The sequence below is a fragment of the Bacillus cereus group sp. MYBK216-1 genome (assembly GCF_051916495.1).
GTDB classification, from domain to species: Bacteria; Bacillota; Bacilli; order Bacillales; family Bacillaceae_G; genus Bacillus_A; species Bacillus_A thuringiensis_K.
In genome coordinates this window covers 448,943-472,221 of record NZ_JBQAGT010000002.1, presented here as the reverse complement: position 1 = coordinate 472,221, position 23,279 = coordinate 448,943, and the positions used below count along the sequence as shown (strand labels likewise).

The window sequence follows — 23,279 nt, the reverse complement described above, 5'->3', positions numbered from 1 at the left end:
CGCTTATTATGAAATTGAATGCAAAAAAAGCATATTCATCCCTAAATATAGGGACGAATATGCTTATATCCGTGGTTCCACCCAGATTCCCATCACAAAAAACATAATGGCTTCTTTTGCGATAACGTCGCTTACACGGCACTAGATACTTCGTTTCCCTAGTGCAGCTCTAAGGTGGTAAGTTATTTTTCTGCGTTAGGAAGTTCTCAGCTTTCCTTCCTTCTCTGTATAACCGGGGAAAATAACTCGTGTCCTTTTCTTCGCTTTTGTAAAACATCCATTTATTGTTATTTAATATATCTTATTCATTTTATTTTTGCAAGTGTTTAAAAAAATTATTTATTTAATTTAAAAAAGTTAAACCAAATTTTTTTGGTTTCACTTCACAATTTTACCAATCTTGTGGTTCGTAATTTAAGTCTGCAAATAGACGTCTTTTCTCTTTCTTCGTTAAATCTCTCCACTGTCCAACGGGTAAATTATTCAATTCAATATTCATAATTCTCGTACGTTTTAACGTGTATACTTGATAACCTAAAGCTTCACACATACGACGAATTTGACGATTTAGCCCTTGTGTTAAAATAATTTTGAACTCATATTTTGATAACTGTGTGATCTCACAAGGAAGTGTTTTCGTTCCTAAAATTTTCACACCAGCTGCCATTTTTTCTAAGAAATCAGGGGTAATAGGCTTATCTACTGAAACGATATATTCTTTCTCATGTTTATTTTCAGCACGTAAAATTTCATTAACAATATCACCATCATTCGTTAACAAAATTAAACCGTCTGAGTCTTTATCAAGACGACCAATGTGACTAATTCGTAAAGGATGGTTCACTAAATCGATAATATTACCTTTTACAGCTTTTTCACTGGTACATGTAATACCTACTGGTTTATTTAAAGCGATATATACATGATCTCGAGCAATTCGAAGCTGCTCTCCATTTACTCGTACATCATCACCTGGGTTCACTTGGTCACCAATTTTTGCAACCTTACCGTTAATAATTACTCTTCTCTCATTAATTAGTTTATCCGCTCCACGTCGAGACGCTTTTCCAGCTTCACTAATAAATTTATTGATACGCAAATTAGGCACATCCTTTTCTAAAAAAATTTCAAGCTCACACTGCTTCTACCGTACAATACAAAAGGGTAAGCCTCCTATTATAACTTAAATATATTAACATGAAAGGGTATATAACGTCTTCTATTAATTACTTGTTTATAAGAAAATATCTTTATTATACATTCATTTATGCACTTTTTCTTTGTTTAATATACAAGCCATTCTTCCTTACATACAGCTTGTTTTCCTTTTATCTCTTCTGTATCTTCATGAATATTAGCTAATTTATATAAATCTGGGAAAATCTCTTCCACATAATGTTGATGCGTCTTTTCATCTTTCCAATACGTTAACACTATGTAACGATTTTCATTTTTTAAAGACTTCCCAACTACTCCACCTAACATTCCTTTTGCTTTTTCCATTCCTTTATTCCAAATTGTTTCTTGCTTATGTAAAAAATGATTTTCCTTTTCCACCTTTACATCACATATAGCAACTCTTACGAATGATCCTTCTGTAACAACGTCTTTTAAATGCGTATCAGTTATATCATACAACGTTTGAAATAATTCAATTTCACATGAAAGAAACGTATCCTCTTGATTACTATTTAAATAAATTGTATCGTGAGCACCATTCATAAATGATTGATATGCATTTCGATTTTCCCATAAAGTAAATACACATGCCTCATCTTTATTCCATCCACCAAATTGTCCATGAAATCCATCTAGATGCTGTATATCGCGCCATTTTTCTTGTGCGTTTGAAAATAACTCTTTTTTCTCTTCTTCCACTTCACAGTAAATTGTTTTTAGTAACATTTTTAATTCCCCCTTAAGATATAATTTATCTTCCACTTACAACTTTTAATTTACATAATGTTTTTATGGTCTCTTCGATGCTTTTTATCAACATATAGAACTTATCATATTTATCACTACATCTATCAAACCATCTATCTAATTTTATTTCAAATAATTCAGAATCAAAAAAAGATGTAACCCTTAACGAATTACATCTTTATCTTATCTCCCATATTCACCTTTTTCTCAAATAAATAAAACGTTAGTTCTCCCGGATAATGTATTACAGTTACATTCCTCTCCCCTTTTTTAAAAGTAACAGTATGCCCGTTTTCCCCTAAGCTCTCCCATCCACTGGCCTTTGTAATAGGCATTACACTTATATATTGATAGTCCTCTTCCTTATCATCGTTAATATGAATTGCTGACATTGGTACTGGAAAACCTTTAATTTTAGATTCTTTATCCGTAAATATGAATGCAATTAAAACAACTAATAACATAGCCATTGAAATATTTGAAACTAGTTTTCTTCTATTCATTTTCACTAAAAACCCTCTTTTCTCGCATATAACTTTCATCATTTTACTAACTTTAATTATTTATGTATAGAAAAGAAATAATTTAAATTATTTCTAGCCTATTTTCTCTACTTTAAGCAACATTATTGTTATATATTATAATTATAAGTTTTTAAATTTTGGAGGCGTTACATATTGCAGAAATTACTTTTTACTAAATGGACAGTTGTTATTTCTATTTTCATCATTTTCGGTACGATTCTCTACGCTACTAATGTTAAAAATAACAATGAAAAAGCAACTGTAGAAACAGCGGAGACAAAAACTTTCAAAACTAAATTACAGCCTAAAATCAATGAATTGACTACTCATTATAATGACATCATCGAAAACGATTGGTTACCTGCCTGGGAAGAGATTCACACGAATGGAGATTCAGTAGATCGAAATAAACTATTAGTTACAATGAGTGCTGTTTCCAAGCAGTACGAAACAATTATGAACGAAATAGACACGCTTAAAATTGAAGAAAACATAACAGATATAGATATACAAAAACAACTACTTCAGTTCACAACTCAGTTTAAATCCGCATCAAATTTCATGAAAAATGCAGCAAATTTAATTATAGACGGAGCAAATAACTCTACTCCAACCGATGAAACTATTGAAAAAACAAAACAAGCTTTAGGACTTGCGGATCAACATATTGTCATCGCTTTCTCTACTTTAAATGAAGTTAAAGATAAATTAGGAATTACAAAAAAATAAAACTATTTACTATTTTAAAATAAAAAATGATTGCAATTCACAATTTGTATGTCTATAATGTTTTTATTGATTTACAATCAATGTGTTTATAAATTTTATAATTCGGATGAACCATTCAGGAGAAGGTCTATTGATCTACCGACGGGGCAAAAAGTTGTTATACCAACTTTGAAACTCTCAGGTCTTGGTTACAAGTAGAACTGCATGGGGACGAATCTCTGGAGAGACTCCCTCTCGCTTTCATAGAGCGCGGAGGAAAACGAGCACCGAAGGAGCAAATCCGCTACTTTAGCGGATAATCTCTCAGGTAAAAGGACAGAGACAAGCGAAAGAAAAAGCCGATTGTATCGGTTTATTTTTCTATCCCTTGTTTCTCCAGAGACCATTTCATTTACTTGAAGTGGTTTTTATTTTTTCTAAATAAAGGAGAATAAAGATGGAGACAGTAAGTAAAGTATTAGAACAAATGAATCAATACGTGTGGGGATTACCAACTTTGTTGCTACTCGTTGGAACTGGTATCATTCTCACAGTGCGTTTGAAAGGTTTACAGTTTAGTAAACTATTATACGCTCACAAACTAGCATTTAAAAAATCAGAAGATACCTCTTCTTCTGGAGATATTAGTCACTTCCAAGCACTTATGACAGCTATGGCCGCAACGATTGGTATGGGAAATATCGCAGGTGTTGCAACAGCTGTTACAATTGGTGGTCCTGGTGCAATATTTTGGATGTGGATTACCGCTTTATTCGGTATGGCAACAAAGTATGCCGAGGCAATACTTGCAGTGAAATACCGTGTTAGTAATGAAAATGGTGAATATTCAGGTGGACCAATGTATTATTTAGAGCGTGGTTTAGGTAAGAAATGGCTTGCTATATTATTCGCTATATTTGGTACAACTGCTTCTTTCGGTATTGGTAATATGGTGCAATCTAACTCAGTTGCAGAGGCAATGCGAATTAATTTCTCTTTCCCTCCTGCTTTAACTGGTATACTAATGGCATTTTTAATCGCAATTGTTATTTTAGGCGGTGTAAAAAAAATCGGGAAAGTGACGGGTTATGTCGTTCCGATAAAAGCTTTCTTTTATATAATTGCTGGTCTTATAATTATTTTCTATCACTACGACCAAATTCCAGAAGCATTTTCACTTATTTTTTCTGGTGCATTTAATGGTACGGCAGCTGCTGGTGGTTTTATTGGGGCAACAGTTGCATCAGCTATCCAAATCGGAATGGCGCGTGGTGTATTTGCGAACGAAGCTGGTTTAGGGAGTGCACCAATTGCTGCTGCGGCTGCAAAAACTGATTCGCCTGCAAAGCAAGCTTTAGTTTCAATGACTGGTACTTTTCTAGATACGTTTATTGTATGTACAATTACAGGACTAGTATTAATTACTACAGGCGCTTGGAAATCTGGTAAAACTGGCGTTGAAGCTACAACACTTGCATTCCAATCTGTATTCGGTACTGCTGGTAGTATGATTCTCGGTATCGCAATTATTTTATTTGCCTACTCTACTATTTTAGGCTGGTCGTATTATGGAGAAAAATGTGTAGCTTATTTATTCGGAGAAAGTGCAGTTAAATATTATAAAGCAATCTTTATTGTCATGATTGCAATTGGTGCTAATTTAAAACTAGGAATCGTATGGACATTTGCTGATATTGCAAATGGACTTATGGCAATTCCAAACTTGATTGGTCTAATTGGATTAAGTAGTATTGTTGTTGCTGAAACGAATCGCTTTTTACAAGCAGAGAAATTGAAAGAAAGTAATAAAAAACAGGCAAGTTAATCTATGAAAAAAGGAATGACTCATACATGTTGAGCATTCCTTTTTTCATCCCCTCTTTTACTTAATTACTGTCATTAAAAATATATTTATATCAACTTTTTATTCCTCCAAAAGTTTTTCACATAAATGTCATAAATCGTATGGTCTAACTATATAGTTGAAAAGGAATGCGACATTAAAGAGTCGCTGAAAAACTCATCCAAGAAAAGGGAGGAAAAATCTTTTGAAAAACAAAATCATTGCTTTCCTATCTGTTTTGTCATTTATTATTGGTGGTTTCTTCTTTAACACAAATACTTCAAGTGCTGAAACTTCATCTACTGATTACGTTCCTAACCAATTAATCGTTAAGTTCAAGCAAAATGCATCTTTAAGTAATGTGCAATCTTTTCATAAATCTGTCGGAGCTAATGTCTTATCTAAAGATGATAAGTTAGGTTTTGAAGTCGTACAATTTTCGAAAGGTACTGTAAAAGAAAAAATAAAGAGTTATAAAAATAATCCAGATGTGGAATATGCAGAACCGAATTATTACGTTCACGCCTTTTGGACTCCAAACGACCCATATTTTAAAAATCAATATGGATTGCAAAAGATTCAAGCTCCACAGGCTTGGGATAGCCAACGAAGTGATCCTGGTGTAAAAGTAGCTATTATTGATACAGGAGTCCAAGGATCACACCCTGATTTGGCTTCGAAAGTAATTTACGGGCATGATTATGTTGATAATGACAATACATCTGATGATGGTAATGGTCATGGTACACATTGCGCTGGAATTACTGGAGCACTTACAAATAACAGTGTCGGAATTGCTGGTGTTGCCCCACAAACTTCAATTTATGCTGTCCGCGTATTAGATAATCAAGGAAGTGGTACTCTTGATGCTGTAGCGCAAGGTATTCGAGAAGCTGCTGATTCGGGTGCAAAAGTAATTAGTTTAAGTTTAGGAGCTCCAAATGGTGGTACTGCATTACAACAAGCCGTTCAATATGCATGGAATAAAGGCTCTGTTATAGTTGCAGCTGCTGGAAATGCTGGAAACACAAAAGCTAATTACCCTGCTTATTACAGCGAAGTAATTGCAGTTGCTTCTACAGATCAATCAGATAGAAAATCTTCATTTTCTACTTATGGTAGCTGGGTAGATGTTGCAGCACCAGGTTCAAATATATATTCAACATATAAAGGAAGCACGTATCAATCATTAAGTGGTACATCTATGGCAACACCTCATGTTGCAGGAGTCGCTGCTCTTTTAGCAAATCAAGGATATAGCAATACACAAATCCGCCAAATTATTGAGTCAACTTCTGATAAAATTAGTGGTACAGGTACGTACTGGAAAAATGGTAGAGTCAATGCATATAAGGCTGTACAATACGCTAAGCAATTACAAGAAAATAAAGCTTCTTAATAAATAAAGTAAAATTTTAATCGGTCGATCTACCATTAATGCCGGATAAAATAGAAGGAGAGACTTCTACAATTACAGCCTCTCCTTCTTACAAACTATATTACTCTCCCTGCTTTTTAACCATATGTAAATACAGTACAAAATCCATCATTGTCGACGAATGACCAAGTTGACGGATCATCGCTGTTATATTTCCTCTATGATATGTACCATGATTTACGACATGTTGCACTAATTCTAAAATCGAAGTTTCTAATTTCCCTACGTATGGATTCTCAATAACAAATACAGCATTCACATCTTGTATTGTAATTAAAAACTCTTTATATTGATTTGCCATGTTTTCAAACATTTTTTCTAATTCATGTAACGATTTAGTTTCAATTTGTTTTCGTAAATCTTCTCGGTCTTGTATTGCTTCATTCATACTTTTACCATGCAATATATGTAACCACACTTGATCTGTAATATAAATATGCACAAAAGTATCCTTAATGGATGGGAATACACTCTGTATCTGCTCATTAAAAATTGTCTCATAGTTTGGTAACTCTTTTAATCGATTGAATAATCTAGTATTAGCCCAAGCATGGTAATCACACTGTTTTAATATATAATCTTTCAATTTATATTACCTCCTTATTGTATGAAACGAATGGTTTGTTTCTTCATTTCTGATTCTCTATCAGCCTTTGCAATCCCTTTTTCTTTCATTTCATGCTTATTTATCGTTTTATATTTTACATACGTATAAAATTCCGTTTGAAATAGAAATGGTGTAATCCGAATTGTTTCCTCGTCCACCCATTCAGCTTGAATAAGTTTCTCCTCTTTACTATTAAACATTTCTGTTCCTTCAAAACCATCTTTAAATAAGTCAATTTCATCTTTCTTTTTGACACCAGGCTTATTCATACATACGTATAAAGAAAGTTCATCACAAAACTTTAATAATCTATAATGCTTATCGAACATCGCAAACTGTTCCTTTGTTAACGTTTTCAAAATTCTTTTTTGTCGTTCTAATTCATGTTTATAAAATGACATCATTTCTTCATCTTCCTCGTTTAGTGGAAATGATAAAAAATGTTTACTACAAAGCAATGCCCCGTATGGATTAGAATTTTCAATTTCATTCAACCCAATCGTATAAAAAACAAAACGTAATGGGCTTGGACAATCCATAAATGTATATGGAATATTTTTAGCATCATTCAAAATTGGTACTTTATCAAGCTCTATCCATCCTCTGTCATGCTCATATATTGCATCAACTGTTTCTTTTAAATATGTTTTATCTTCAAAAAAGTCTTCTTTTATATGCTTTGCAATCTCTCCAGCTAAAAAACCATGATCATGTTGACGAATTAAAATACTTTCCTTCTCATTTTTTTCACGAAAAATCATTCGTATACTCCCCCTCATCCTCATATTAAAGCTTTTTATATGCATCGATTCTTAATTAATCCCTAAATAATAGAAGGGATTCAGTCTCTTGCAACGAAATTAACATAATTATATAGTATTCTTTCTAATCATAGTGATAGCTTTATCTTTACTATCTATTATACTAAAACATTCATTCCAAAAATTTTTTTATGAGGTGAAAACATGAACAAAACAGAATTAATTAAAAACGTAGCCCAATCAGCTGATATTTCTCAAAAGGACGCTTCTGCAGCTGTACAATCCGTATTTGACACAATTGCTAATGCATTACAATCTGGAGATAAGGTTCAACTAATCGGGTTTGGAACTTTTGAAGTACGCGAAAGATCTGCTCGTACAGGACGTAATCCGCAAACTGGCGAAGAAATTCAAATCGCCGCTGGTAAAGTTCCTGCATTTAAAGCGGGTAAAGAATTAAAAGAAGCTGTTAAATAAAAACAAGAAACCAGCCATTTTATAGGCTGGTTTCTTGTTTTTATTTAAGCAATCGCTTTATATTCTCTGCATGATACACTTCACAAATATAAAATACACATTTGCAGTTACTTACAATTTGATACTTTCTAGTTGGATACACATTCGCTGTAACAGAACATCCATCAAACAATTCAATAATATTTCCAGATGGCTGATATCCTTCATATAATACGTTTCTTCTTACTTCCATCTTTTCTATAAGCTTTTCAACAGGAATATTTCCACTCTCTAATTCACTCTTTATTGCGTCCGGTAAAAACGAAGTGTCTGCAAAAATTAGATTTTCAGATAACACCTTTCCTTTATAACTAACATTAGATACACGGTAAAGAAATGTTCCATCTTTATCAAAGAAATTCTTTGCTTCTTTCGGAATGTACTGTCTACCAAGTGCCTCTTGTTCAAGAACATCAAACTGAACTGTATCATTTAAAAGCTTTTCTAAAGCATGAATGGATGATGTATCTCCAGAAAATAAAATATTTTTAATTGCTTGTACATTATAAGTGAATTCATTCTTTCTATTTTCCGCTACTAACATGAGGAACACCTCTTCTGTAATTTTTTTATTTAAGATTTAAAAGTGCTGCTGCGTCTAATTGCGTAATTTCAGTCACTTCCTTACTGAATATTGCAACAGAAGCCCTATAATCTAAACTAGGCCTTACATCTTCCATCATTGTATTACTTGCTAACTCTTGTCTATCCTTAAAAACCAACAAGTTTGGAGGATCATTTGGAGCTGATACTGTAATATGTACTGGTGGAATCATTAGTCCTTCACCTGTCGCTTTCAGCACCGCTTCTTTTCGAGTCCAATATGTTAAAAAACCTTCTATTTTCTGTTCATTTGACAGTTTCATAACTTGCGCTATTTCAATGTCTGTTAATACACCTTCTGCCATTTTCATAACATCTATACTTGGATTCATTTGTTCTACATCTATGCCAACAGGTGCGGATTTTGTAAATGCAACGACAACCCACTCACCTGAATGCGAAACGGATAATTGCGGCATACCTTCTGGTAATTGTGGTCTTCCATGCTGCAATTTACATACTGAGCACATTCGATCAATTGGTACTTGGACTGGTGACATAGAAAGTATCTTGCCGAGAACTAATCTACTTATTACGCAACCTATTATAAAACGAGCTCGATCTGCCGAATGATGATACGAATTTGCTTTCTCTCGCTCTATATCATTTAGTAAATTGTAATGCCATGATTGTAAATCCGAAATTCTTGCCCACCATATTTGACAATCATTCTCATTCAAAGTTGGAATAGAATCTACAACTTTACTTTCTATCATGTAAACTCTCCTTTATTCAACGAATATCAATTTTCATAAAAAAGCATACGTATATTGTTATTCATTGACAAGTACTTTCTCTTTTTCTGATACAGATAATGTTTTTTCTTTCTTCTTTGACATTACCTCTTTATCGGAAATACGTAAAGAAAATAGTAGTGCTATGAGCAAAAATATTGCTGACCCAATTAATGCTGCTTGATATGGTAAAAAATCGGATTGAACGTTATTACCTCCAAAACCAGCTAGTATACTAGCTAAAACCGCTACTCCTATTGCTGAACCTAGTCGATTTTGCACATTGAATATAGTAGTCGCTCTCCCCATAGAAGGCGGCGTGATATTGTTAAAGGCAGAAAATTGAACCGCACCGACAGATTGACCTAAGAAAATACCGATACCAAACAATAATGCCCGGATTTGCCACGGATTCGTATCGTGATTTACAAAACTTAATAAAACAAAGATAACCGCGGTACAAATTAATCCAATAGAAATTACCTTTCGAGCTCCTAATTTCTTATATGACCATGGTACAATTTGTGAAGAAATCATTAATCCAATCGCCTCTGGAAATGTCGTAAGTCCTGATTCCAGTGCAGAAACTCCTATCACATTTTGATACATAAGAGGAAAAACAAATAACATTCCTAATAAACCAGCTGATGAAAATAATGATATAAGGCTCATCTTTCTAAAGACTGGTTCTTTTAATAAGCGTAAATCTAACATCGGTTGCTTTACTTTCAGTTCTACAATTATAAACAATGTAATGAATACAACCCCAACTATCCCAGTACTCATAATTTCTGGAGAAATCCACCCTTTTGATGGTCCCTGGCTGAGTGCATATATGAGCATCGCAAATCCTGGTGCTGATAAAATAAAGCCGAGCGAATCAAAGCGACCAGCTGATTTTTCAACATGTTCTGCTAAAAATAGAAGTCCAAATAGCAATGCAACGATTCCAAACGGTAGATTAATATAAAATGCCCAACGCCAAGACATTTGATCTACAAAGAAACCACCGATGATAGGGCCAATTGCTGGTGCTACAGCAATTGGAAGTATAATGAACCGGGAAATCTTCGGTCTTTCCTCTGGTGAAAATGTTCGAAATAACATCGCCATTCCAACCGGTGTTAAAAGCCCTCCGCCAGCACCTTGAATAATACGGAAAATATTCAATGAAGTAATATCGTTAGCCATTCCGCATAAAGCAGATGCAATTGTAAATACGAAAAGAGCAATTAAAAACACTCTTTTCGTACCAAAACGATCTCCTAACCAACCAGAAATCGGAAGGAAAACAGCTAAACTAACTAAATACCCAACATTAACCGTCCCCATTGCAGATGGAGGTACTTGTAGTTCTCTACTTATCGTTTGCAGTGCTACATTTACAATCGTTGCGTCCATCGCAGCCATAAACATCGCAGTTATATAAACGATACTTACAACTACTTTTGGATTTAGTTTTTCTTTCATTATCGTTTTCCTACTAATGTTTTTTCGCGAACTTGATTACCTTGTGGATTCAAATCTTTCCAGTTATATTCAACATATTCTAAGCAACTCTGCCTACTAGCTTCTTCATATACGACATTCCAGCCAATAGGTACATCGAGAAAAGCAGGCCAGAGAGAATACTGGCCCTCCTCATTTATTAATACTTTATATGTGTAATTATCATTTTCAAATGGATTCGTCATACTCTACTTACCCCTTTCTTATTCTGCAAATATTTCGCTAATACTTGTCCAATTTCCGTAAGTGGACCTGGCTGACATAGATCTTTATGTCTACAATCAATATCGTGCTGCACAATTTGCCCATCTAAATAATTTAGCCACGTATTTGGAGAAATAGGATCAAACCAGTCTGGTATAACAGTAGATCTAAAGAATAAGATATCTCCGTTATAAACTTTCGGTACATATTTCCCTAACAACCCTACTGAATTTACATATGTTTCTTTCAAGTTCAATATAGTCTCTTCTTCAAGACTTGCTAATGCACTTCCATCTTTACGAAGGATTTCAACTGCACTTTCCATTGTAAGTGGTTTACCATCCATGTTATCTGGGTCATATCCGCCTAAAGCAAGTAATGCGATTAACGCTTCCTCTTCAGTAGGCGCTTCCGTATTCGGTAAGAAGTGTCCAGGATAAGAGTCAAGCATAACGAGTAATTCTACTTCTTCCCCTTCATTTTGTAATTGCGCCGCCATTGCATGCACAACATTTCCTCCAAGCGACCAACCTAGTAAACGATATGGTCCATAAGGCTGTACTTCACGAACATGTTTCAAGTAATCCGCCGCCATCTCCTCTAAACTTTTTGGAAGTTCTTCATTTTTAGCAATACCTCGTGCTTGTACACCATAGATTGGATAATCTGTTCCTAAAGATTTCATAAGTCCTGCATAGCACCAACTTAATCCACCAGCTGGATGTACACAAAATAGTGGTAATTGATCCCCACTTGCTCGTAATGGAAGCAACACATCAAGTGCACTTTGACCATTCCCCATCTCAAGTCTTTCAGCTAACCCTGCAACAGTCGGTGCTGCAAATAAAGTACCAATATTTAGTTCCACTCCAAGCGCCTCTTTCATGCGGCTCATAAGCTGCACTGCAAGGAGTGAATGGCCACCAAGATCAAAGAATCCGTCATCAATTCCAATTTGAGGTACACTTAGCACTTCTGTAAACAAGTCACATAACATTTCTTCTTGCGGTGTTCTTGGACCACGACTAGAAGATGATGCAATAAATTCTGGAGCTGGCAATGCCTTTCTATCTAATTTACCGTTTGGAGTTAAAGGTAACTCATTTACTACTACAAAAGCGTATGGAACCATATAATCTGGTAAACTACCACTAGCAAACTGACGCATTTCATTCGTATCAATCGCTTCATTATTTGATGCAACGATATAAGAAACTAACCGTTTATCCCCTGGTTGATCTTCCCGTACAATAACGGCTACTTGCTCAACTTTAGGGTGCTTCATTATGACTGCTTCTATTTCTCCTAATTCAATTCGGAATCCACGAATTTTGATTTGATGATCTGCACGTCCTATATAATCTAGCGTCCCATCTTTACGCCAGCGAGCTAAGTCTCCTGTACGATACATTCTTGTACCTGGCTTGCCAAATGGATCTGCGATAAAGCGTTCAGCCGTTAATCCTGCTCTTCCTAAATATCCACGCGCAAGCCCTGCACCTGCAACATACATTTCTCCAACTACTCCAGGTGGCACTGGTTGTAAATAGTTATCTAACACATACACTTTAAGGTCAGGTATACTGCACCCAATTAAACTATTTGCTCGTAAAGAGACGATAGTTTCATCTAATTCAATATAACTAACATGTACTGTCGTCTCCGTAATACCGTACATATTAATAAGCTTTGGTGCGTTATGAGGATGTCGACTATACCACTCTTCTAAGCGACTTAGCTCAAGTGCTTCTCCTCCAAAAACAACATATCGTAAAGATAATTTTTGGCCAATCTCTTCATTTTCACGATCTGCTTGCATCAATTGATAGAACGCTGATGGAGTTTGGTTTAAAATCGTAACCTTTTCTTTAACAAGAAGCTGTAAAAATTCTTTCGGTGAGCGACTTACAGTATGTGGCACTACAACTAAACGCCCTCCGTATAATAAAGGTCCCCAAATTTCCCAAACCGAGAAATCAAAAGCATATGAATGGAACATCGTCCAAACATCGTTTTCATCAAACTGGAACCAATGATCAGTTGCTCCTAAAAGTCTTACTACATTTTGATGAGGTATCATAACGCCTTTCGGTCTACCCGTTGACCCTGACGTATAAATAACGTAAGCAATATGTGATGGAGATAATGGCTTAATACGTTCCACTTCATCAATATTGTCTTCACTATATTTCTCAACTTCTGCTATTACTTTTACATTATCAATTAAAACTTTTAGTGCCTCATTACATTCAATTTCCACTTCTGAATTCGTTAAAACACATGATGGTTTCGCATCGTGTAGCATAAATGAAATACGGTCTGCTGGGTAATCTGGATCTAACGGAAGGTATCCAGCACCAGCTTTAAGAACAGCTAATAAGCTTACAACCATGTTTAATGATCTTGGCATCGCTAAAGCAACGAGTTGATCAGGACCAATCCCTTTTGCTATTAGGAATCGAGCTATTTTATTTGCTTTTCTATTTAACTCTTCATAAGTTAATTTCTTATCTTCAAAGACAACAGCAATAGAATTTGGATTTATATGAGCCTGCTTTTCAAATAATTGTGGCAATGTCATTTCTGGTGCAATTTGAAAACCACCATTCCACTTTTCTAACACTGTATTTTTCTCTGCTACAGTTAATATTTCTAATCTGCCAATGGATCGATCCGGATGTTTCGCTGCATCATCTAATAACAAAATGAATCGTTCTATTAGTTTTTGAACCGTTTCACGTTTATATAAATCGGTACTAAACTCTAGTAATCCATGTAAACCGTTCGGAGTTCCGTCCCCCCCGTTACTCTCACTAATTTCAAATGTTAAGTCAAATTTTGCAGAACCGACGCTTTGAATTTCAAGGTTCGCTTCTATATCCGGGGCATCAAAGATTGCTTCTGGCGTATTTTGGAAAGCTAACATAACTTGAAATAGCGGATGACTATTTCGAGTACGCACTGGGTTTAACACTTCAACGAGTCGTTCAAATGGAACATCTTGATTTTCATAAGCTGCAAGATTTGTCTGCTTTACTCTATTCAATAATTCTTTAAAACTTGGATCTCCTGATGTATTTGTACGTAACACTAATGTATTTACAAATAAGCCGACTATGTCAGAGAGTACATCATCATTTCTTCCAGCAATCGGACTTCCAATTGGTATATCAGTGCCTGCACCTAATCTTGTAAATAGTGCACTAAGCCCTGCTTGCAATACCATAAACAAACTAGCTCCATTTTCACGTGCAAGCTCTACTAACCTACTATGCATTTCTTCATCTATATGAAAATGAATTGTTTCCCCGCGGTAACTCGTCTCAATTGGACGCTGGAAATCTGTAGGTAACTCCATTTGGTCTGGTAAACCTTTAAGTTCTTCTTTCCAAAAATCTAATTGTGTTGAAATAAGACTCTCTTGTGTCGTTTCATCACCTAGCAATTGCTGTTGCCAAAGTGCATAATCCGCGTATTGAACGGGAAGTGTCTCCAGCTGAACTCTGTCACCTTGACATCGCGCTTTATACGCCGCTGTAAAGTCTCTCGTTAACGGCTGTAATGACCAGCCATCACCTATAATATGATGTAATAGAATTAATAATACATGTTCGTTTTCACTCACTGTAAAAAGTTGCAAACGAACTGCCGGCTCAAAATCGAGGTTAAAGCTATATCTTACCGCCTCTGAAAGTACACTTTCTAATTCATCTTTACATGTATTAGTTATAACCATTTCTAGATTTAAGTTTTCCATATCTAAAATTTTCTGATAGGAACTACCTAATACGTTAGGGAAAATTGTTCTAAGTGTTTCATGTTTCTCAACTACATCATAAAAAGCACCTTGTAATGCTTCCCGATTCAATATTCCATTCATACGAATGACTAGCGGAATATTATAAGTAGGACTTGGACCTTCTAAACAATTTAAGAACCATAACCTGCGCTGTGCAAATGAAAGTGGAACTTCATTTGGCCTACTTGCTTTCTGAATAGCTGGTCTTGCACTTTTTGCATCGTTTAATTGTTTCGCCAGTTCGGCAACAGTTGGTGATTCAAATAGTTTCCCGATTCCTAATTCCACACTTAACGTTTCACGAATTCTTGCCATTAAACGAGATGCGAGAAGTGAATGTCCACCCATTTCAAAGAAATTATCATCAATGCTAATTCGAGAAACACCAAGTACTTCTGCAAATAAATCACATAATATTTCTTCTTTCGGATTTCTAGCAACTCTCTCATTGTTCATTCCATTAAAATCAGGAGCAGGTAATTTCTTTCTGTCAACCTTACCATTTGGCGTTAATGGTAATTCTTCTAGCACAACAAATGCCGATGGTATCATATAATTCGCTAAACTTTCTGAAACATAAGAACGAATTTCTGAAAGATTAATCGGTTCCTTTTCTTCTGCAACGATATACGCAATGATGCGTTTATCATTTGGACGATCTTCTCGTACCATTACTACCGCTTGTTGAATATTTTCATGTCGTTGTAATACCGTTTCAATTTCAGCTAATTCAATTCGGAATCCACGAATTTTAATTTGATGATCTGCGCGACTAATGTACTCTAACGCACCATCACTACGCCATTTCACAAGATCTCCTGTACGGTACATGCGCTTCCCTGATTCTCCATAAGGATTTGCAATAAACCGTTCAGCTGTCAACTCAGGTTTTCCTAAATATCCGCTTGCAAGTCCCTCCCCTGCAATATATAATTCCCCAATAACTCCAGGTGGAACTGGTTGTAACCCTGCATCCAATACATACACTTCTGTATTGCAAATTGGCTTTCCAATAGGAGGTATACCCTTTTCACCTTCATCAATGTTCATGAAAGTAGACCAAATCGTCGTTTCAGTTGGTCCATATAAATTAGTTATTGAGCAACCTAATTCTTTTAATTTATTTGCTAAATGCTCTGGAAGAGCTTCACCACCAACAAGTATATTTAGCCCTTGTAGCTTCTCTGGATAATCAGTTACTAACGCCTGCCAAAGCGTCGGTGTAGCCTGCATAATTGTCACTCTTTCTTCTTGTAAAAGTGTCGCTAATGCTGATGGCTCTTGTATGTCTTCTTTTTGCGCAATTGTTAAACTTGCACCACTAATAAGAGGTAAATAAATTTCTAGAGCAGAAATATCAAACGCAAACGTTGTAACTGCTAATAAATGATCATTTTCATTTAATGAAAACTTTTGTTGCATAGCCATTAAAAAGTTACTTAAACCTCTGATAGGAACAATTACACCTTTTGGGTTTCCTGTTGAGCCTGAAGTATATATTGTATAGGCTGGGTTTAAAAGTGATACATCATTCTTACATGCTATATTCATACGAGAATATGTATGTAACGCTAGTTTCGTTTCTTCTTCATCTAATACAATTTTTTTCATATCATTTTCTATAACTAACTTAGATGAAACAGATGAATGTGTTATGATACAAACTGGTTTTGCGTCATTTACTATATAATTAATTCTTTCTGCTGGGTATTCTGGATCTATTGGTAAATACGCTGCACCAGCCTTTAAGACTGCTAGCATACTAACTACCATTTCTATTGATCTAGGGAATACTAAAGCTACAAACTGGTTTGGTCGCATTCCTTCTTCTACTAAATAATGTGCTAGTTCATTCGCTCGTTCATTTAGCTCTTTATACGTAAGGTTTACACCGTCACAAGTAATGGCTAGTTTATTGGGATTTTTTTGCACTTGTTTTTCAAATGATATAGGCAGACTGATTAACTCATCGTCTTCCTTCGTTTCATTCCATTCCAATAAAACTTTATGATTTTCTTCAGGCAGAGTAATGTTTATTTTTCCAATCGACTCGTTTTTCTCATAATTATTTACTACTAATTCAAATAGATTCATAAATCTTTCTTTATGCAATGCTAGCTCCGCGCCATTATATACTTCAGGATTTGCATCAAAATGAATCATTAGCTCATTTTGATCAAAACGTTTATATACATTTATTGATAAATCATCGACAGGTCCTGCTGATAAATTATGCGTAATACCACGATTTCCAGCAAAATTTAGCCCGTAATCAAAAGGCATAACATTCACTAACGGTCCAAACAACCTTTGATTTTCACCTAGTAACTTTAAGTCTCTTCTTAATTCCTCATGACGGTATTTATAATGGCGACGTACATCTCGGATTTCTTTAGAAACTTGTTGCAATAATTCCGCAAGAGTTATATTTGGAGTTACTGTAATACGAAGTGGCACTAAATTCATTACCATACTTGGTGTATGAATAGATACCGAACCTAGACGTCCCATCATCGGTAAACCTAAAACAATATCATTTGCACCTGTTAACTTATGCATATAAATACTTGTTACAGCGACAATGAATTCCGGCCAACTTGTTAACGAAATATTGATATCTTCTAATAAAGTTTTCGTGCTAGAACTAGATAAATAAGCTGTTTCTCGTGAAAATCCATTTGATGTTCTCGGTGCTCGCTCTGCCAAGCTTACAACTTCTGGTTCATCCGCAAATTTTTCTAACCAAAAAGTACGATCTTCCTGAAATTTTTTAGACTCACGATACTCAATATCTTCTTGCACGACCTTTGTAAGAGAACCAAATGGCTTTTCATTCTTGTTTGTTTCTTCTATAAGTGATGTATACTCATTCGCTACTTTTTGGCTAAGAAGTGAAAATCCATAGCCATCCATCACAATGTGATGGATGCGCTGATACCAAAAGAAACGATTATTTTCAACTTGAATAAGTGCTTCAGTAAATAATGTATCTTTTTTCAAATCGACTGGCATAGATAAATCATTTTTCATCCATACTTTAGCAGCTTCTTCAGGATTTTCTTCTTTACGAACGTCAATAAAATGCATATGAAACTGTGATTCTTCAATAACTTGCCATGGGCCAATTTCATCCTCCTCGAAGCGAACATGAAGTGCTTCTGCTTCCATTACAACTTTACGTACAGCTAATTCGAAAATTTCTTGATGAATATTTTCGTTTATTTCTACATATTCTCCAGTATTGTAAATTGGATTAAGCGGATCTAATTGTTGCGCAAACCACATACCAGACTGCGCAGATGATAACGAATGACGAATCTTTTGACTGTTAGGCATTCTTTACTACCCCTTTATTATGTAGTCTATTTGTTACAGCACCTGTGCTGTTTGTGAAGATAGTAAACTGTACCAACCTGCAACAGTTGGACGTTCTGCTAAATCTGCAAAAGTGATTTCTTTCCCTTCACGACGCCACTTCTCTACTAAACTCATAATTCTGACCGAATCAAGCCCTCTATTTAATAAGTCCTCATCAATATCAATACTCTCTACTGGCTCACGAAGTAGTTGTGCAACTAGTTCATGCACTTCCTGTATAGTGATTCCTTCACTCTCATCATCTTTTACACTTTGTAAATCGTTTAACAGTAGGTTTGTTGATGTCGTTACTGCACATCTATTAGATGCATACTCCAATGCTTGTTTATGATGCTCTAGTGAAAAATCAGCAACTGCATCTGCTACAAAGAACGGCTCTATACCATCCATAAATGCTTCACAAGCTGTTAAAAGACAGCCAATATGCGCATAAATACCGCAAATAATGAGTTGATTTCTTCCTTGTTCATTTAAAATTTCTAATAGATTTGTCTTTTTAAATGCACTATATCTCCATTTTGTTAGGAATATATCATCCTCATCAGGAGTAAGTTCATCAACAATTTTCTTTTTATCTGGTCCAGCAGGTATACCGTCACCCCAAAAGTCTTGTAATAAACCTCGTTGTTCCAACGTTTGTCCACCAGGTTGTGCTGTATAAACAACTGGTATACCAAGTTCCTTACATTTTTCTCTTATCATTTTAATATTTGAAATAAGTTCTACTTTTGGTGATTCTTTATCGCTATATGCATCAAGAAAATATTCTTGCATGTCATGAATTAAAAGTACTGCACGTTTCGGATCTGGTGTCCAATTCACTTTATTTTTTGGTAGTTCTGATTCAATTGGCATTTTATATACTGAAATAGATGGGATAGCCATCTAATCACTTCCTTCCGGTTTTTATTATTGTTTTACTGTAATAAGTTTTTCAGCAATGACTTTACGTAGTTCCTTTTTGCTGACTTTTCCGACTCCTGTTTGCGGGAATGATTCAATAAATTCAATTCGATCTGGAATTTTATAAGCCGCTATACCACGTTCTCTTAAAAACATTTTTAATTCACTTACTGCTGGAACTTGTCCGCGAGCTATAACAAAAGCACAGGTGCGTTCACCTAAATAATCGTCAGGCATAGATACAATTGCTACGTCATGGACCGCATCGTGTGCTAATAGATGATTTTCAACTTCTTCCGCAGCAACTTTCTCACCACCACGGTTAATTTGATCTTTATCCCTTCCTTCTACAATGATGTATCCTTGTTCATTTACTTTTACAAGATCACCTGTGCGATAAAACCCATCCTTTGTAAATGATCGGGCATTATGCTCTTCGGCTTTATAGTAACCACGAATTGTATATGGACCTCGTGTTAATAAACTACCTACTTCGCCAGGTTTTACATCGTTGTCATTTTCATCAACAACTCGTACTTCATCGAGTGCAGACATTGGTCTACCTTGTGTATGAATAATAATTTCTTCCGGATCGTCTAATCTTGTATAGTTCACTAATCCTTCCGCCATACCAAATACTTGCTGTAACGTACATCCAAATGTAGGGCGTATACGTTTTGCAACCTCAGCACTAAACTTAGCACCACCTACTTGAATAACCTCTAGACTCGATAAATCAGCATTACGAGAAGATGCAGCGTCAAGCCATATCATTGCTAATGGCGGTACGAGAGCAGTAATCGTAACTTTTTCTTTTTCGATAAGTGCAAATGCCTCATCCGGACTACCCCCAGTTGCCAGCACAACTTTTCCACCTGCATAGAAAGTTCCAAATGTTCCAGGAGAGCTCATCGGGTAATTATGTGCTACTGGAAGAACGGCCATATAGACACTCTCTGCACTTAAATTACAAATTTCAGCGCTAACACGTAAACTATAAATATAATCATCATGCGTTCGAGGAATTAATTTAGAAAGTCCTGTTGTCCCTCCTGATAATTGGAGAAACGCAACATCACTTGGCTGAACTTCTGGTAATGAGACGGGATCCATATACAGATCATTTATGTTCACAAATTCTTCTTCTTCTCCCACTACAATGACTTGTTGTAAATTTGGCACTTTCTCTTTCACTTCTCTTGCTAGTTTTCGATAATCAAAACCAAGAGCCTTATCTGAAATAACGTAAGCGCTCGCCTCGCCAAACTCACAAAAATAACTAATTTCACTGCTTCGATGTGAAGGTAGTGCAAAGACAGGAAGCGCTCCAATTCTAAATAGCGCAAAACATATTTCGAAAAACTCGATAATGTTAGGTAACTGGATTACAACTCTGTCCTCTTTCTTTATTCCTAAATTCAGTAAACCTGCTGCTAAACGATCTACCTTTTTATTAAGTTCACTGTACGTTATATGCGTCTTACCGCTTACAACCGCGATTTGATTTCCATATTTCTCAGCTCGCTCTCTTAACACTCCTCCAAATGTTTCACCAAGCCAACATCCTGCTTCTCGGTAACGATCGGCAAATTCTTTTGGCCATTCTGTATAACCTACTAGCATTCTTTCTTCCCCCTATTTTTCATTAAGTGAACTATCTCTTAACCCTAAAGCTTTTAGCATTGTTTGGAACTTAGCTGATGTTTCTGCTAACTCATCTTCTGGTTTTGACTCAGCAACAACTCCAGCTCCTGCATATAAACGAAGTGTATTTTCTTGTACTTCAGCACAACGAATTGTAACAATCCATTCTCCATCTCCATTTAAATCGCTCCATCCTAGCATTCCTGTAAAGAACTCGCGGTCAAATGGCTCAATATGCTGTATAGCCTCTCTTGCTTTTTCCATCGGAGTTCCGCAAACTGCTGGCGTAGGATGAAGGGCAATTGCTAATTGTAAAGAAGAAGTATTTGGATCCTTAAGTTCACCTTTCACTTCTGTAGACAAATGCCACATCGCTTCACTATGAATAACTGATGGCTTTTCTGGAACATGTAATGTATGACAATACGGACGAAGTGCAGCGGCAACCGCTTCCACTACTACCGCATGTTCATGTAAATCTTTTGGAGAAGAAAGTAATTCCTCTGCTCTTCTTTTATCTTCTACTGGGTCCTCACTACGTGGCCTTGAACCAGCTAACGGGTTAGAAATAACTTGCATACCATTACGTGAAATAAGTAATTCAGGGCTTGCTCCAATTAGCGTTTTACTGTTCTCCTTTTCATCTTTCGGTAAATTCACAGCAAATGTATAACCATGCTTATTATGCTCTGCTAATTCTCGCAGAAGTTTTTGCTTATCAATCTTTTCGGAAGATTTAACATCTAACGATCTGGATAGAACGATTTTCTTTAAATCACCGTCCTGTATTTTTTCAATTCCTTGCTTCACACCATTCATATAAACTTCAGGGTCTGGCATTGGCGTCATTTCAAATGTTGCGTTCTCATTTGTTTCAAGCTGATTTGTTGTATCCAATTGTAACCGCTCAGAAATTCTGCTATATTCTGGTACGATGAGTTGGACTTCTTTTCTACGATCAAATGGCAAAGCACCCACAACGATAGGATTTGGATTTCCAGCTTGTTTCGCATTACTTAATGTCGTTTGCACAAGCTCTGGGAAACTTTCAATTTCACGATGCTTTACTGTAGTAAACTCTCCTTCTGTTAATATCGTTCGAGTTGGTGAAGCGAAAAAGAATGAAGATTCAGTCTTATAATCATCTAAAAGTTTTTCTGACAATTCCTTTACAGCTATATGTTCATTCATAATATAATAACCTCCTGAATTTTTATTAAACTCCTAACGTAGCACCGCCATCGACACATAAATTGTGCATTGTAATATGACTCGCTCTATCTGAGGCTAAAAATAACACTGCTTCAGCAACTTCTGAAGGTTGTGCAATTTTTTGTAATGGAATTCCGAGTCTATATGTATTTTGAGAACCAGCAATTATATTTTTAGCTCCATTCTCATCAGCCCATAGTAATCTTTGCATCTCAGTTTCAGTAGAACCTGGAGAAACTAAGTTGCAGCGTATATTGTATGCCGCAAGCTCTAGTCCTAAACATTTCATAAACATCGTCGTTGCGGCCTTTGACGCAGCATACGCAGCCATCTCCATTCTTGGCGTATTTGCCGCATTTGAACCGACTGTAACAATTGCCCCCGATTTTCTTAACATCATATTTTTACTTACCGCTCGGGACATATTGAAAACCCCTGTCGTATTTACAGAGAATGTTTTATTCCAATCTTCATCACTTAACGAATGAATTGGTCCCATACGTAAAACCCCTGCAACATTTATTAAAATATCTATTGGCGCTATTTCATTTGTAATATGATTTACCATGTCTTCAACAGCGGCGCTATCACTCACATCTAAACGAAACGTTTTCATACGTGTATTATTTAATTCATTTTGATTTAAGAGTACATTTAACCCCTCTTCATTTTGATCAACCGCAATAACTTTGGCTCCTCTTTCTAAAAACATTTTGGCAACGACACTGCCTATGCCTTGTGCTGCACCTGTTACTAAAACTGTTTGCCCATCAAATTCCCCTAAGTTCATTTTCTCTATCCTTTCACATAAACATTAATTTCATTAAGTAACACCGATGATATTGATTTTCATTATCAGTTGTGTTGTAAAAAATAATACACTTACTAAACTAATTGGTCAAGTGCGCATTACTTTAAAATCCATTTTATTGATAATGTTTTTCATTTACTATCTTGCACCTAAATGATA

Annotated in this window: 18 protein-coding genes, 1 riboswitch and 2 other annotated features (1 of these 21 cut by a window edge); of the genes, 4 read left to right on the top strand and 14 right to left on the bottom strand. The window is 35.6% G+C overall.

Going from position 1 to position 23,279, the window contains the following annotated elements; translation table 11 throughout:
- Positions 1-9, bottom strand: a binding site (T-box leader) (it extends 214 nt beyond the left edge of the window).
- Positions 10-46: 37 nt separating this feature from the next.
- Positions 47-270, bottom strand: a binding site (T-box leader).
- A gap of 121 nt (positions 271-391) precedes the next feature.
- The 3 genes from rluF to ACTFRH_RS08005 all read right to left on the bottom strand — a co-directional run bounded on the left by rluF (position 392) and on the right by ACTFRH_RS08005 (position 2,471).
- Positions 392-1,099 carry a 23S rRNA pseudouridine(2604) synthase RluF gene (gene rluF, locus ACTFRH_RS08015; protein WP_001222158.1) on the bottom strand — a complete coding sequence of 236 codons (708 nt, stop codon included), beginning with the start codon at positions 1,097-1,099 and terminating at the stop codon, positions 392-394.
- 185 nt (positions 1,100-1,284) lie between these two features.
- A complete protein-coding gene (locus tag ACTFRH_RS08010) occupies positions 1,285-1,905 on the bottom strand; it encodes a YdbC family protein (RefSeq protein ID WP_000925137.1) in 621 nt (206 codons plus the stop codon).
- 191 nt (positions 1,906-2,096) lie between these two features.
- Positions 2,097-2,471, bottom strand: coding sequence for a hypothetical protein (locus ACTFRH_RS08005; RefSeq protein WP_003301144.1), 375 nt, complete (start codon positions 2,469-2,471; stop codon positions 2,097-2,099).
- 132 nt (positions 2,472-2,603) lie between these two features.
- Between ACTFRH_RS08005 and ACTFRH_RS08000 the strand changes: the two genes are divergently transcribed.
- From ACTFRH_RS08000 to ACTFRH_RS07990, 3 genes are all read left to right on the top strand, one after another.
- A complete protein-coding gene (locus ACTFRH_RS08000) occupies positions 2,604-3,179 on the top strand; it encodes a hypothetical protein (RefSeq protein WP_001170895.1) in 576 nt (191 codons plus the stop codon).
- A gap of 208 nt (positions 3,180-3,387) precedes the next feature.
- Positions 3,388-3,508, top strand: a riboswitch (glycine riboswitch).
- A gap of 107 nt (positions 3,509-3,615) precedes the next feature.
- Positions 3,616-4,983 carry an alanine/glycine:cation symporter family protein gene (locus ACTFRH_RS07995; protein WP_000451045.1) on the top strand — a complete coding sequence of 456 codons (1,368 nt, stop codon included), beginning with the start codon at positions 3,616-3,618 and terminating at the stop codon, positions 4,981-4,983.
- Positions 4,984-5,206: 223 nt separating this feature from the next.
- Complete coding sequence (locus ACTFRH_RS07990; RefSeq protein WP_000790911.1) at positions 5,207-6,400, top strand: S8 family peptidase; 1,194 nt, start codon at positions 5,207-5,209, stop codon at positions 6,398-6,400.
- Positions 6,401-6,500: 100 nt separating this feature from the next.
- Here the strand turns inward: ACTFRH_RS07990 and ACTFRH_RS07985 are convergent, their stop codons facing one another.
- Together ACTFRH_RS07985 and ACTFRH_RS07980 are read right to left on the bottom strand one after the other, a co-directional pair.
- Positions 6,501-7,025, bottom strand: coding sequence for a DinB family protein (locus ACTFRH_RS07985; protein ID WP_000656270.1), 525 nt, complete (start codon positions 7,023-7,025; stop codon positions 6,501-6,503).
- A gap of 14 nt (positions 7,026-7,039) precedes the next feature.
- A complete protein-coding gene (locus ACTFRH_RS07980) occupies positions 7,040-7,807 on the bottom strand; it encodes a DUF3891 family protein (protein WP_000577280.1) in 768 nt (255 codons plus the stop codon).
- A 204-nt stretch (positions 7,808-8,011) separates the two neighbouring features.
- Here ACTFRH_RS07980 and ACTFRH_RS07975 point away from each other — a divergent pair, with 204 nt between their 5' ends.
- On the top strand, positions 8,012-8,284 hold the full coding sequence (locus ACTFRH_RS07975) for an HU family DNA-binding protein (RefSeq protein ID WP_001043905.1): 273 nt from the start codon (positions 8,012-8,014) through the stop codon (positions 8,282-8,284).
- Between the two features lie 40 nt (positions 8,285-8,324).
- Here the strand turns inward: ACTFRH_RS07975 and ACTFRH_RS07970 are convergent, their stop codons facing one another.
- From ACTFRH_RS07970 to dhbA, 9 genes are read right to left on the bottom strand one after another with little or no spacing between them, the layout of a single operon-like run.
- Entirely contained in the window at positions 8,325-8,867 is a 543-nt protein-coding gene (locus tag ACTFRH_RS07970) for a hypothetical protein (RefSeq protein ID WP_000959128.1), read from the bottom strand.
- A gap of 25 nt (positions 8,868-8,892) precedes the next feature.
- Complete coding sequence (sfp, locus tag ACTFRH_RS07965; protein ID WP_000573001.1) at positions 8,893-9,642, bottom strand: 4'-phosphopantetheinyl transferase Sfp; 750 nt, start codon at positions 9,640-9,642, stop codon at positions 8,893-8,895.
- A 57-nt stretch (positions 9,643-9,699) separates the two neighbouring features.
- Positions 9,700-11,130, bottom strand: a complete 1,431-nt coding sequence (locus tag ACTFRH_RS07960; protein WP_000660201.1) for an MDR family MFS transporter — start codon at positions 11,128-11,130, stop codon at positions 9,700-9,702.
- The gene (locus ACTFRH_RS07955) at positions 11,130-11,354 is read right to left on the bottom strand and encodes an MbtH family protein (protein ID WP_000184059.1); all 225 of its coding nucleotides are present in this window, start codon (positions 11,352-11,354) and stop codon (positions 11,130-11,132) included. The genes ACTFRH_RS07960 and ACTFRH_RS07955 overlap by 1 nt, the downstream gene beginning before the upstream one ends.
- Positions 11,351-18,508, bottom strand: a complete 7,158-nt coding sequence (locus tag ACTFRH_RS07950; RefSeq protein ID WP_001133887.1) for an amino acid adenylation domain-containing protein — start codon at positions 18,506-18,508, stop codon at positions 11,351-11,353. Before ACTFRH_RS07950 ends, ACTFRH_RS07955 begins: the two co-directional genes overlap by 4 nt.
- Before the next feature lie 33 nt (positions 18,509-18,541).
- The gene (locus tag ACTFRH_RS07945; RefSeq protein ID WP_001007263.1) at positions 18,542-19,435 is read right to left on the bottom strand and encodes an isochorismatase family protein; all 894 of its coding nucleotides are present in this window, start codon (positions 19,433-19,435) and stop codon (positions 18,542-18,544) included.
- Between the two features lie 24 nt (positions 19,436-19,459).
- The gene (locus ACTFRH_RS07940) at positions 19,460-21,076 is read right to left on the bottom strand and encodes a (2,3-dihydroxybenzoyl)adenylate synthase (RefSeq protein ID WP_000960122.1); all 1,617 of its coding nucleotides are present in this window, start codon (positions 21,074-21,076) and stop codon (positions 19,460-19,462) included.
- Between the two features lie 12 nt (positions 21,077-21,088).
- Positions 21,089-22,288 (bottom strand): isochorismate synthase DhbC, encoded by a 1,200-nt coding sequence (gene dhbC, locus ACTFRH_RS07935; RefSeq protein WP_001002065.1) that lies wholly within the window; start codon positions 22,286-22,288, stop codon positions 21,089-21,091.
- Between the two features lie 25 nt (positions 22,289-22,313).
- On the bottom strand, positions 22,314-23,099 hold the full coding sequence (gene dhbA, locus ACTFRH_RS07930; RefSeq protein ID WP_001048435.1) for a 2,3-dihydro-2,3-dihydroxybenzoate dehydrogenase: 786 nt from the start codon (positions 23,097-23,099) through the stop codon (positions 22,314-22,316).
- Positions 23,100-23,279 lie beyond the last annotated feature (180 nt).

What these genes read in the sequence shown, in the direction of transcription:
- ACTFRH_RS08010 (WP_000925137.1), bottom strand. Translation starts at nt 1,905, where the DNA reads ATGTTACTAAAAACAATTTACTGTGAAGTGGAAGAAGAGAAAAAAGAG.
- ACTFRH_RS08005 (WP_003301144.1), bottom strand. Translation starts at nt 2,471, where the DNA reads ATGATGAAAGTTATATGCGAGAAAAGAGGGTTTTTAGTGAAAATGAAT.
- ACTFRH_RS07995 (WP_000451045.1), top strand. Translation starts at nt 3,616, where the DNA reads ATGGAGACAGTAAGTAAAGTATTAGAACAAATGAATCAATACGTGTGG.
- ACTFRH_RS07980 (WP_000577280.1), bottom strand. Translation starts at nt 7,807, where the DNA reads ATGATTTTTCGTGAAAAAAATGAGAAGGAAAGTATTTTAATTCGTCAA.
- ACTFRH_RS07975 (WP_001043905.1), top strand. Translation starts at nt 8,012, where the DNA reads ATGAACAAAACAGAATTAATTAAAAACGTAGCCCAATCAGCTGATATT.
- ACTFRH_RS07970 (WP_000959128.1), bottom strand. Translation starts at nt 8,867, where the DNA reads ATGTTAGTAGCGGAAAATAGAAAGAATGAATTCACTTATAATGTACAA.
- sfp (WP_000573001.1), bottom strand. Translation starts at nt 9,642, where the DNA reads ATGATAGAAAGTAAAGTTGTAGATTCTATTCCAACTTTGAATGAGAAT.
- ACTFRH_RS07960 (WP_000660201.1), bottom strand. Translation starts at nt 11,130, where the DNA reads ATGAAAGAAAAACTAAATCCAAAAGTAGTTGTAAGTATCGTTTATATA.
- ACTFRH_RS07955 (WP_000184059.1), bottom strand. Translation starts at nt 11,354, where the DNA reads ATGACGAATCCATTTGAAAATGATAATTACACATATAAAGTATTAATA.
- ACTFRH_RS07950 (WP_001133887.1), bottom strand. Translation starts at nt 18,508, where the DNA reads ATGCCTAACAGTCAAAAGATTCGTCATTCGTTATCATCTGCGCAGTCT.
- ACTFRH_RS07945 (WP_001007263.1), bottom strand. Translation starts at nt 19,435, where the DNA reads ATGGCTATCCCATCTATTTCAGTATATAAAATGCCAATTGAATCAGAA.
- ACTFRH_RS07940 (WP_000960122.1), bottom strand. Translation starts at nt 21,076, where the DNA reads ATGCTAGTAGGTTATACAGAATGGCCAAAAGAATTTGCCGATCGTTAC.
- dhbC (WP_001002065.1), bottom strand. Translation starts at nt 22,288, where the DNA reads ATGAATGAACATATAGCTGTAAAGGAATTGTCAGAAAAACTTTTAGAT.
- dhbA (WP_001048435.1), bottom strand. Translation starts at nt 23,099, where the DNA reads ATGAACTTAGGGGAATTTGATGGGCAAACAGTTTTAGTAACAGGTGCA.